General features: G+C 45.7%; 12 protein-coding genes. All 12 read right to left on the reverse strand.

The features are described from left to right. Nucleotides 1–143 precede the first annotated feature (143 nt). The gene (locus GQS64_RS00585) at nt 144–1,052 is read right to left on the reverse strand and encodes a branched-chain amino acid ABC transporter permease (RefSeq protein ID WP_077994059.1); all 909 of its coding nucleotides are present in this window, start codon (nt 1,050–1,052) and stop codon (nt 144–146) included. A gap of 171 nt (nt 1,053–1,223) precedes the next feature. Beyond that, nucleotides 1,224–2,240, reverse strand: coding sequence for an HlyD family secretion protein (locus GQS64_RS00590; protein ID WP_198230318.1), 1,017 nt, complete (start codon nt 2,238–2,240; stop codon nt 1,224–1,226). A 31-nt stretch (nt 2,241–2,271) separates the two neighbouring features. Further along, on the reverse strand, nt 2,272–3,921 hold the full coding sequence (locus GQS64_RS00595) for an MFS transporter (RefSeq protein WP_077994062.1): 1,650 nt from the start codon (nt 3,919–3,921) through the stop codon (nt 2,272–2,274). Further along, complete coding sequence (locus tag GQS64_RS00600) at nt 3,918–4,361, reverse strand: MarR family winged helix-turn-helix transcriptional regulator (protein WP_077994064.1); 444 nt, start codon at nt 4,359–4,361, stop codon at nt 3,918–3,920. Before GQS64_RS00600 ends, GQS64_RS00595 begins: the two co-directional genes overlap by 4 nt. A gap of 624 nt (nt 4,362–4,985) precedes the next feature. Further along, nucleotides 4,986–5,273, reverse strand: coding sequence for a hypothetical protein (locus tag GQS64_RS00605; RefSeq protein ID WP_198230319.1), 288 nt, complete (start codon nt 5,271–5,273; stop codon nt 4,986–4,988). A 359-nt stretch (nt 5,274–5,632) separates the two neighbouring features. Continuing rightward, nucleotides 5,633–6,037 (reverse strand): F0F1 ATP synthase subunit epsilon, encoded by a 405-nt coding sequence (locus tag GQS64_RS00610; RefSeq protein ID WP_077994072.1) that lies wholly within the window; start codon nt 6,035–6,037, stop codon nt 5,633–5,635. A gap of 162 nt (nt 6,038–6,199) precedes the next feature. Next, nucleotides 6,200–7,789, reverse strand: coding sequence for a F0F1 ATP synthase subunit beta (gene atpD / locus GQS64_RS00615; RefSeq protein WP_198230320.1), 1,590 nt, complete (start codon nt 7,787–7,789; stop codon nt 6,200–6,202). Nucleotides 7,790–7,807: 18 nt separating this feature from the next. Then, on the reverse strand, nt 7,808–8,695 hold the full coding sequence (locus GQS64_RS00620; RefSeq protein WP_077994076.1) for a F0F1 ATP synthase subunit gamma: 888 nt from the start codon (nt 8,693–8,695) through the stop codon (nt 7,808–7,810). Between the two features lie 20 nt (nt 8,696–8,715). Beyond that, nucleotides 8,716–10,245 carry a F0F1 ATP synthase subunit alpha gene (atpA, locus tag GQS64_RS00625; protein WP_077994078.1) on the reverse strand — a complete coding sequence of 510 codons (1,530 nt, stop codon included), beginning with the start codon at nt 10,243–10,245 and terminating at the stop codon, nt 8,716–8,718. Next, on the reverse strand, nt 10,245–10,820 hold the full coding sequence (locus GQS64_RS00630) for a F0F1 ATP synthase subunit delta (protein ID WP_077994079.1): 576 nt from the start codon (nt 10,818–10,820) through the stop codon (nt 10,245–10,247). The genes atpA and GQS64_RS00630 overlap by 1 nt, the downstream gene beginning before the upstream one ends. A gap of 195 nt (nt 10,821–11,015) precedes the next feature. Further along, nucleotides 11,016–11,408: a DUF4345 family protein gene (locus tag GQS64_RS00635; RefSeq protein ID WP_198230321.1), complete on the reverse strand. Its 393-nt coding sequence runs from the start codon at nt 11,406–11,408 to the stop codon at nt 11,016–11,018. 110 nt (nt 11,409–11,518) lie between these two features. After that, entirely contained in the window at nt 11,519–12,157 is a 639-nt protein-coding gene (locus GQS64_RS00640; RefSeq protein WP_149866704.1) for a hypothetical protein, read from the reverse strand. Nucleotides 12,158–12,192: the final 35 nt, after the last annotated feature.

Consider the following 12,192-nt stretch of genomic DNA (forward strand, 5'->3'; position numbering starts at 1 on the left):
AAATTGAGATCAGCCCTGAAACCGACGATAAAGGCAAATAGCAACAAGGCGATAAACGCTGTTATCAGACCTTCGCGAAAGGCTCGGACAATGTCGACTTTTCCGGTATTTGGCAAGGATTTCATCTGGGTCATGGCCGCCGTCTAGACCTTTTCAACTTCTGGCCGTCCAAGAATACCGGATGGCATAAAGACAAGAACAATTGCAAGAATGAGAAAGACTGCGACGTCTTTATATTCAGGCGGAAAATAGGTTTGCCATAATGCTTCGGTCAAACCTATAAGAAGGCCGCCAAGAACCGCACCGGGCAAAGACCCGATACCGCCAAGAACCGCAGCAGTGAAAGCTTTGATGCCCGGAATAAAACCGTCGGCAAAATGGATTTGGCCGTAATTCATGAGGTAAAGCGTTCCGGCAATCGCTGCAAGCGCTGCACCCATAATGAACGTTATAGAAATAACACGATCAACGTTGATACCCAAAAGTGCTGCCATTTTACCATCTTGTTCGACAGCCCGTTGAGCGCGGCCAAGCGGCGTTTTGCTAACAATATGGGAAAAAATGAAAAGGAGAACTGCGGTCACCACGACGACCAGAAGCTGCTTGTTCAAAACAAAAACATCGGTTCCGGGAATTACAAAACCGCCACTTATCATTTCCGGAATAGGCTTGTTCCGTGGCCCCTGTTCGACCTGAACGAAATTGCGCAAAACAAACGACATGCCAATGGCGGTAATCAATGGCGCAAGACGGAAAGAGCCGCGCAACGGCCGATAGGCTACACGTTCGATAACCCACGCCCACACAGAGGTGAAAACCATGGAGACAATCAACATAATCAGAAGTGCCAGGGCAATCGGTACAGCCGCAGGCAATGTCAACAACATCATAAAAACGATCATTGCAATGAACGCGCCGATCATGAACACATCACCATGGGCAAAATTAATCATGCCCAATATACCATAGACCATCGTGTAGCCAATGGCGATCAGCCCATAAATAGCCCCAAGAGCAACTCCGTTTATCAGTTGCTGAAAAAAATAATCCATCGAGTGTATGTTCCCTATGTTATTTTTCTAATTTTACAATACCAACTGTCAAGCCGAAAGCAAATGGCAGGATTACGAATTAACGCAATCCGCCACCGTTTCATAGCTTTTTTTAAATTTTCTAAAAGTCGTCGGAAGATGAAACGAACGAAGCCGTTTCAATATGATCTGTTATTTTCCATGGCTTTGCGGATCGACAGATGTATCAACATGGGGAATGACCGACATACCGGGGATAAGCCTGTCAACATATTGCTGGTCCGGATCTATTTCGATACGCACCGGAATACGTTGGGCAACTTTGGTGAAATTGCCTGTTGCATTATCCGGCTTCAGAACAGCAAATTCCGAACCCGCAGCCGGTGAAAAGCGGGAAACATGACCTTTCAATTTATAGCCATCCAATGCGTCGACCGAGAACACCACAGGTTGGCCGATTTTCATATTGGCACATTGCGTTTCTTTGTAGTTGGCGACAATCCAGACATCGTCGGGAACCACTGCCAGAAGCTGGGTTCCTGCCGTTACATATTGTCCGAGTTTTGCACCAACTTCGCCAACGCGCCCGTCACGCGGGGAGTAGATCTTCGTATGATCTAAGTCTATTTGTGCAAGTTCGACGGCAGCTTCCGCACTTTCGACATCGGCCTTCAAACCTTCGCGATCGACAAGAATTTTCTTCAAAGCTTGTACTTTGACTTCCAGTTCCGCACTTTTCTGGTCACGGTCGGCGCGGGCCGAATCCTCGCTGCTTTGCGAAGATACACCGCGTTGTGTCAACGGTTCGACACGTTTCCAATTGAGTTCCGATTTGGTGAAGGCAGCTTCCGCTGAACGTATATCGGCTTTTGCTGATTCTTCCTGCTGAAAAGAACTTGCCAATGCTGCCTTCTTTGAATCCAGTATGGCAACGGCCTGATCTAATCTCTGTTTGAAAATGCGATCTTCTATTTCAAAAAGCAATTGACCTTCTTTGACGTGCTCGTAATCCTGGATTTTCACGCTTGATATATTACCCGCCACTTGCGGGCTAATCATCGTCACAAAACCTTTTATATAGGCGTTATCTGTGGTTTCGATACTGCTGATAAAGGGCGGCAATTGCCATGCCCATAATATCAGCAATATCCCGCAAATACCTGCAATAATAGAAACAGCCGTTGCTCTTGAACGTAAAAATCTTATCATTCCATTTCATCCGCATTTTAGCGCCTGTTTTTCAGGCTGTTTGTGTCGATAACTGGACTTGTTTGTCACGAAAATTTTTATATCCACGCAAAGCCATTCTGATGAGCAACATCACCAGAACAATAAGAGCGATACATGAATAAAGGCGGAACACATCATTATAAGCCAGAACATTGGCCTCGAGTGTCGACCTTTTTGCTAATGCCGCAAGCCCCTCGCTATGTCGCAATACCGGATCGCTGATCACATGGGCGTAGGCATCCGAGAGCTGATTGACACCATTTGCTACAATCGGATTGCTCATCACAATTTGTTGGGTGAGGATATTTGAATGATATTTTTCAAAGACAATTTGCAAACTGCCGAAAAACGCCGAACTCATCAATCCACCCGTATTTTGTGTAAACAGAAAGACGGCAATAAAACTCAGAATATAATTCGGTCCTCTGGCGATCGCGGTTGCCAGCCCCTTTGACATGGAAGGAGGCAAAAACAACGCATAGCCAACGCCAATCATTGCTTGACTTAATATCATCTGGTCCGGTCTTGTGAGGTTGGTTGCATGGCTATCCATGAAGGACCCGCCAGCAAGCAGAATAAGCGCAATGACGTGGAACAAATCCTCGCGGCCAGGCTTGAAAAATATAGCACAGGAAAGACCGCCCAGAACCGTGCCGACCACCACTCCGGCGTGCATAACTTCCATTTCGCGATTAAGTAGCCCGAACAGGTTGAAAAAATTGGAAGCCAGTGTCGCCTGTTCCGACAGCAAAATCCTGAACATGAGAAGAACAATTGCGATGTGAAGCATTTCTTTGCTGAATAGCCAACGCAGATCAATCAACGGATTTTTCCGGTTCAGTTCGATGACCGAGGCAAGCATAAGGCAGAAAACGGCAATAGCGAGCCACCACCCCATCCACGATACTTCGCGCCACCAATATAATTTTCCAACCGGCATAATGGCCGCGTTAATTCCAAGACCGACAGCGATGAGTCCGTAGCTGACATAGTCCAGCTTCTCGATCACTTTGGCTCTTTTGATCGGCGTTAGCGGCAAATAGAAAATGCAAGCGAAACCGATAAGCGCAAGTCCCATTTCCAAAGCGAACAATGCGTGAAAGCCGGCGTGATCGATCAATGCAGGTGAAACCAGTCGTGATAAAGGAACCGCAAGAGCAATATTCATCAAGTTGAGACTTAAGCCCACAGTGCGCTTTTTGGCTGGCGCGAATGCTTCGATCATATAGAAAAAAGCAAGTGACGACATGGGTGCAGCCGCAATACCTGCGAAAAACCGGATAATAATTGCCGACTGCAAGCTTGTGACAAACAAATGCAATATACATGTCAATAAAAAGCCGATAATCGACAATTCTGCAAACAGTCGTAACCCGTATTGATTGCGTATTTTGATGAGAAAAATGGAAAGACTGACATTCGGGGCCATATAAGCACCGACAAGCCATGTCGTTTCTTCAACCGTCGCATGGAAAAAACCTGTCAATTGGGTAATGTTGGATTGCACCATATTGGCGCCGAGACCATAGACCCACTGAAGAAGACTGGCTGCGAAAATATAGAGAAGACACTTGTGAACCGGTCCGGCAAATATCTTGCCGGGATTTGGAAACGGTGGTTCCCGTTCGTCGTCAGGAAGTGGTAGAACGCCGGTGCTCATGCGTGCCCCTCTTTTTCAACTGCATCGGCGATATGCTGGAGAACACCCATTGCCCCGACAATACCCGTTTCCTTTATGCCGGACATGACATCACGACTGAGTTCAGAAGCATAAGCTTCAATTTCTTCGACAGTTTCCCTCCCCTCCGGCGTTAAAGTGACACGTTTGGCGCGGCGGTCATCTTCAGCAACATTGCGTACAACCAACCCCTGCTCTTCCAATGCGTCGATCAATCGCACCAAAGTCGCATGTTCGATTCCCAGTTCTTCAGCCAAATTTTTTTGAAAAAAATCGTCCTGATCCTTTAAAGCCGATAATGTTAGCGCACGCGCCAAAGTCAATCCATGTTCACGAATACGGGCATCCAACAGATTCCGCAATTTACGGCTCACCTTGAATAGCAAATCAATAAACAACACTGATTGGTTGGCGTTTTTCATTATTTATATTCCGCGACTTTATGTAGCATGCTAATGATTATGATGCGACATATATAAGTCTAACAATTTGTTCGCAATTCACTTCCTTATTCCTCACGAAGGGTTGAACCGGTTTAAAGATTTCCGGAAACGCTTGGCCGAATTCTGCAAAGGGCTGATGGTTCAGTCTTTGCAGAGTCGATAATTTTGAAAATACGACAGGTTAGAATTGAAGTTGTTCATTCAACTAATAATTGTGGCGTTTATGAGTCAATCTTTCAAAAAGCTTTCTATAAAGATTGATGAATAACGTTTTTGTGCGAGAATTTTATTGCCTGATAGAAACGGTTTTAGCCGAAAGCCTTGAATCGTCAAAACAAAAACAGGATGATAAAAAATTGAAACCGGTTTCGGGTGTTTAACGTTAAGAAATTCGGTACAAATGAACGTTCCGGACTTCCGGAACGGCCGATAATTTTTAAAATTTCCAGTATATTGGCAATTGCCCGCACACGCTCACATTTACCGGTTCCAACATGATTGGTGCTTTTCTTGGAAGTTGACGGGTTTCGGGAAAAAACTGCATCCGTAACGGCCGCAAGGCTTTGTTCATTTTGTTTCAAATTCTATGTTTCGGAAGGAACGCTATTGATCTTCAAAGATGGTGTCCGGCCACGAACAATAGCTATTTGGTGCTGCCAGGATTTTAATCGTTTTTTCTGATACCCTTTCATCCACTTGCCTGACAACTGGATCTCTTGCAAGCGCATCTTCGGGAAGTAGATTTCTATCAAATGCATTTCTTGCCAACATATCGCTTGTCAACACGTCTCTTGCAAACACGTCTATCGGTGACGCGATTATGACGGGCTGCATAATTGCCTGCAAAAGGCTAACAACGCTATTGTCATTGAAGCTCGAAAAAATATCCATAGATGTTCGTTTTGATAAACAAACAATCATAGAAATCGACAATATTAGTTAATTCGTCGCCGACTACCGCTATTTTTTTAATACAACTGAACTTGAAACGAAAGGATTAAGCTAACAGATCGGATTTATCATTATATTTTTAAATTAAAGTCAGTATATATATTTTTTTAACCTCATAATAATTAAAAATTCAATCAAATTCACATGTGAAATAACTTTCAACTCAAAAAATATTTCCCGAATTCATAATATCAAGAAGCCAAAAAAGGGCTAACAGACGTAACAAAAAAGGGCTAACAGACGTAGCCCCGCAAATGTAAATTGAAAATTCTTATAGAATAGCCGAACAGTTCGACCAATCAGGTGGTCGAAATAACATTTTCGACAGATGTCAATTGATGAAGAAAATCTTCTGCTCTATTGCGGGCTTCATCCGTCTCGGCTTCCTGGAAGACATCACGGGCTTCGTTGATACGCCGTTGCAAATCATTTATATCGAACTTTTCGAGCGATACCGCCGACTCGGCCAACAAAGAACATCCATTCCGGTTTATATCCGCAAAACCACCATAAACAACAAAAGACATTTGGCCGGTTGCCGATTTTACAGTAATAATTCCGGGAGTTACCGCAGTCATAACAGGAGAGTGATCCGGAAGAATGGTCATATAGCCTTCACTTCCCGGCAAGACAACTTCTGTTGCCTGCTCCGAAAGCAACAATTGCTCCGGAGAAACCAGTTCAAATAAAAACGTCTTAGCCATATCTTTCGTCACCTTACACTAACGACAAATGATAAAATCCGCATAAGTCCAGAAGACCTGAAGATTTCAAACTATTTGCAGTGCAAAATTAGATCTTCCCGTGCGGGCAAGACACTGCAAACGGTTCTGTCGCCAATATAAAAGGCGACAGAACCAATTTTATTACGATACCTGCTCGGCAAGACGCTGCGCTTTTTCGACAGCTTCGTCGATCGAACCAACCATATAGAAAGCCGATTCCGGAAGATAGTCATATTCACCGGCGCAAAGTCCTTTAAAGCCTTTGATTGTGTCTTCAAGGGCAACCAGTTTCCCCGGTGAACCGGTGAACACTTCGGCAACGTGGAATGGCTGGGACAGAAAACGTTCGATCTTGCGGGCACGAGCCACAACAAGCTTATCTTCTTCCGACAACTCGTCCATACCAAGAATTGCGATAATATCTTGCAGCGATTTATAACGTTGAAGAATAGTCTGCACCTGACGGGCAACATTATAGTGTTCTTCACCGACAACAAGCGGGTCAAGCATACGCGACGAAGAGTCAAGCGGATCGACAGCGGGGTAAATACCTTTTTCAGCAATCGAACGTGACAAAACAGTCGTCGCATCCAAGTGGGCAAACGATGTTGCAGGAGCCGGATCGGTCAAGTCATCGGCAGGAACGTAAATGGCCTGAACGGATGTGATCGAACCTTTGTTGGTTGTTGTAATACGTTCCTGCAAAGCACCCATATCGGTCGCCAAAGTCGGCTGATAGCCCACTGCCGAAGGAATACGGCCGAGAAGAGCGGAAACTTCCGAACCGGCTTGGGTAAAGCGGAAAATATTATCCACGAAGAACAGCACATCCTGACCGTCATCACGGAAGCTTTCGGCAACCGTCAAGCCGGAAAGTGCAACACGTGCACGGGCACCCGGTGATTCGTTCATCTGTCCATAAACCAGAGCACATTTTGAACCTTTTGCAGAACCGTTATGCTCTTTCGGGTCGACATTCACATGGCTTTCGATCATTTCGTGATAAAGGTCGTTACCTTCACGGGTACGTTCACCAACACCGGCAAAAACCGAATAGCCGCCATGTGCCTTGGCAATATTGTTGATGAGTTCCATAATCAGAACTGTTTTACCAACACCGGCACCACCGAACAAACCGACTTTACCGCCTTTTGAATAAGGAGCAAGAAGATCAACCACTTTGATACCGGTAACCAGAATTTCCGATTCGGTCGATTGATCGACATAGGCCGGAGCCGGCTGGTGAATGGCGCGCTTTTTATCGGATTGGATCGGTCCGACTTCGTCAACCGGTTCGCCGATAACATTCATGATACGACCGAGCGTTGCTTCGCCGACCGGAACCGAGATCGGTGCGCCGGTATCGACAACTTCCTGACCGCGAACCAAACCGTCGGTGGTGTCCATTGCAATTGTACGAACTGTATTTTCGCCGAGGTGCTGGGCAACCTCGAGAACGAGCCGATGTCCCAGATTTTCGGTTTCAAGCGCATTCAAGATCTTCGGCAAATGCCCGTCAAACTGAACGTCGACAACAGCACCGATAATCTGCGTTACGTGCCCGACAACACCTTTTGTCGTGTCAAGCTTATAGGCACCTTTATTACTGGCAGATGCCGGTGCTGTTTTAGCTGAAGCTGTCGAGGCTGCCGGTTTGGCAGCAGCTTTTGCTGTTACTTTCTTTTCCGCAGCCTTTGTGGCTGCCGTCTTTGGGGTCGCCGCTTTTGCCATCGATCCTTACCTTCCATATTAGAGCGCTTCTGCGCCCGCAATAATTTCTATCAGTTCTGTCGTGATCTGAGCCTGACGTTGACGGTTATAAGTGATCGACAATTTATTGATCATTTCACCGGCGTTACGCGTTGCATTATCCATCGCGCTCATCTTGGCACCCATTTCTCCGGCCCCGTTTTCAAGCAGTGCCCGAAAAATCTGCACTCCGATATTTCGCGGAATAAGCGTATCCAGAATTGTCGCTGCATCAGGTTCATAAATATAAACGGCAGGAACAACAGATTTTTCCTGAATGTCTTCTTCCTCTTCAATTGTAGGAGCAGGAACAAGTTGCTGGGCTGTCGGCTGTTGATTGATGACCGACACAAATTCCGAATAGAACAATGTGCAAACATCAAATTCGCCATTTTTGAACAATTCGATAACTTTTTCAGCAATATTTTTGGCGTGTGAATAGTTAAGATGTTTGGCTTCACGCAAGCTGATATGATCGATAATGTATTGACCGAAATCACGATGCAGAATATCGAAGCCTTTTTTGCCCACAGTCAAAATTTTGACAGTCTTGCCTTCTGCGAGCAGAACTTTGATATGCTCTATCGCATGACGGGCAATCTGTGAATTGAAACCACCGCAAAGCCCGCGCTCCGCCGTGCAGACAATAAGAAGGTGGACATTGTCCTTACCCGTTCCCACCATCAGTTTTGGCGCATCCTCTGCCCCGATACGAGAAGCAAGATCGGTGAGCACCGCAGCCATACGTTGCGCATACGGACGCGCTGCTTCCGCCGCCTCTTCGGCGCGACGCAGTTTCGCCGCAGCGACCATTTGCATCGCACGGGTGATTTTCTGCGTCGCCTTAACCGAGGCGATACGATCTCTAAGATCTTTTAACGAAGCCATTAAACCGTCCCATCATAAGATCAAGAAAAATTCTTGGAATAAGTTTCCAAAACAGTCGTAAGCTTATTCTTCAATTCATCTGTCAACTTTTGCTCGTTACGGATACCATCAAGAATATCCTTGTGATCGGTCCGCATCAATGTCAGAAATCCTTGCTCGAACTTGCTAACCTGATTGACAGCAATCTTGTCGAGATAGCCATTCACACCGGCAAAAATAACAACAACCTGTTCTTCTGTCTTCAACGGTGAAAATTGTGGCTGCTTCAACAGCTCGGTCAGTCGTGCACCACGATTGAGCAAACGCTGGGTCGAAGCATCAAGATCGGAGCCGAACTGGGCAAAAGCCGCCATTTCGCGATATTGTGCAAGTTCACCTTTGATCGAACCTGCAACCTGCTTCATTGCCTTGATCTGGGCAGCAGAACCAACACGGGAAACCGACAAACCGACATTCACAGCCGGACGGATACCTTGATAGAACAAATTCGTTTCAAGGAATATCTGACCATCTGTAATCGAAATAACATTGGTCGGAATATAGGCCGAAACGTCATTGGCCTGTGTTTCGATAACAGGAAGAGCTGTTAGCGAACCCGCACCATGGGCATCATTCATCTTGGCTGCGCGTTCAAGCAAACGGGAGTGCAGATAGAAGACATCGCCCGGATAAGCTTCACGCCCCGGCGGACGGCGCAGCAACAATGACATTTGACGATAGGCCACAGCCTGTTTCGACAGGTCATCATAGCCGATCAATGCATGCTTGCCGTTATCACGGAAATATTCGCCAATTGCACAACCGGCAAATGGTGCAATAAACTGCATCGGAGCAGGTTCGGAAGCAGTGGCAGCCACAATGATCGAATATTCGAGTGCGCCACGTTCTTCCAGAGCCTTGACAAAGCGCGCAACGGTCGAACGTTTTTGACCGACTGCAACATAGACGCAATAAAGTTTGTCTTTTTCTTTATTTTCGTCATGTGCCGGCTTCTGATTAAGAAATGTATCAAGAAGAATTGCCGTTTTACCTGTCTGGCGGTCGCCGATGACGAGTTCACGCTGGCCACGCCCAATCGGAATAAGTGCGTCAATTGCCTTAAGACCGGTCGACATCGGCTCATGAACCGATTTACGCGGAATAATTCCGGGAGCCTTCACATCAACGCGGCGGCGTTCTTTGGCATTGATCGGACCTTTGCCATCAATCGGGTTACCCAAAGCGTCGACGACACGGCCAAGAAGTTCCGGGCCGACAGGAACATCAACGATGGTTTTTGTGCGCTTGACCGTATCACCTTCACAAATATCGCGGTCCGAGCCGAAAATAACAACACCGACATTATCAGTTTCGAGGTTGAGCGCCATACCGCGCACACCACCGGGAAATTCGACCATTTCACCGGCCTGAACATTATCCAGACCATAAACACGGGCGATACCGTCACCCACAGACAGAACCTGACCAACTTCGGAAACTTCGGCTTCCTTACCGAAATTTTCGATTTGATTTTTCAGGATTTTAGATATTTCCGACGGTTTAATATCCATCAGCCGACCTCTTTCAGTGCAAGCTTAAGCGAAGACAATTTCGATAAAAGTGACGTATCAATCTGACGCGAACCGAGTCGGACGATAAGACCACCCAATATATCCGGATTTACAGTTGTATGCAGGGTTACATCTTTACCTGCTACACCTTTCAATGTTGCTTTCAGCTCTTTTTCCTGAGCTGAAGTCAATTGTTGTGCCGAAACAACTTCCGCCGATATTTCGCCGCGGAATTTGGCTGCCATAGCATGGTAGGCCGAAACAATGGCCGGCAATACAAAAAGCCGCCGGTTGGATGCTACAACACATAAAAAATTGGCGACATAACGACTGGCCTTATTTTTGTCCATTCCTGCTTCTTTGCACAAAGCAGCCACTGCTTTTTCCTGTTCGACAGATGAAAAAACCGGACTGAAGACCAGACGTTTTAAATCGTCATTTGATTCGATTGATGAAAGGCATGAAGATAGTTCTTTTTCTACAGCATCGACACAGTCGGATTCATGTGCCAGATCAAAAAGTGAAGCAGCATAACGTTCGGCTACTGCAGATGTAAGCGAAGACGACTTTGACACTCTATCCTGTCTTTCCCCTTAGCAGAGAGCTGACATAAAAACTGCCAACTCGGTGATGCCAGATAACTTTTCACGTTGTCGGTATGCAACCGCTATTTAAATATTAAAAAGTTGATAGCCATCTAGCATACACAATTGCGACTCGCAACACCGCAACAGGCTGCTTTTTAAAACTATGCCTTATTTTTTTAATATTTAAGCTACAAAACCGAAAGCATAAACAAAACTGGCTAATGCAAACACTATTTCGATTAATAGCGCAATGACATTAAAGCCAGAAAAGCTTTTGTCAATTATAAATGAAGCAAGCCTTCCTACAATGCAAAAAAATGCTGCTAAAAACAGTGCAATCACAAGAAATGGCTGGGCAAATAACAGGTAACTTATCCCCAGACCAATTGGTAGGCCGCCCATATTTCCCCTTATTGCCGCAAGAAGTGATGCTGATTCTTGTTGCGGGTAGGTCCAGAACATACGCATTGCGACTTTCGGCCAGAAAAAATAGAACAAGCCGACAATCACATATCCCCACGCCACGAGCCAGGCAAGCCATTCTCCGCAAGTTTGGGGAAAGTATAGTTCAATCATGATTACCTGCCTCCAGATCCTGTAAAGCCCGAATTGTGCTTCATTTCCTATAATACCTGCGTTACGATTCTATATGCATGCTTTCGCAAAAAAGAAAACGGGGACAATGATTATTGGGCTGATGGTACAATGAAATTCTCTTCCCCCGACGGATCTTTCAGGCAATTTTCTTGCAACATTTTTTCAATATCCTGAGGAACGGACTTTATTTTTGCAGTATTTGTTTCCCTGAAAGTATCAAATGCCGAAGACGCAACAGTATCGCCCGTTTCAATGAGTGCCTTATCCATCAAAGCATCGTTGTTTTCCATGCGCCCTTCCACCACTTCGGAAGAAAGATCAAGTGCACGTGCAGTTTCCATCATATCGCGACGTTCACTCAATGTTTTTGCCATGCGCGTGGCTACGGGACCAGGCTCTGCCTTGCCATTGATACTCAGCCCCTTTTCCAATTGATAAATTTCCTTGAGAATATGATCGTATTGCTGGACAATGTTCATATAGACCCATTGTCTTGCCTTACGGGAAGGCTTTTTACAGATCTTCAGCATATTGTTTGCCGGTTCTTCAATCATCGGCATAAACACTTTGTCCGATTCTTTGAGCATACTATAGGCAAAAACAAAAACCGTAACATCGGCACTTTTTTTGTTATTCTGGCTATCGTGGCCAATAACGTCGGAAACAGATTGAGAAAAAACTGTGCTTGTCGAAAGCAGCAAGGCTGATAATACCAATAAAAAACGCATTATCCCGATCCCCTGGATACGATTTGGAACGCCCA

Origin of the sequence: Bartonella sp. P0282 (assembly GCF_048452985.1) — a bacterium.
In the GTDB taxonomy this organism is placed as follows: domain Bacteria; phylum Pseudomonadota; class Alphaproteobacteria; order Rhizobiales; family Rhizobiaceae; genus Bartonella; species Bartonella choladocola.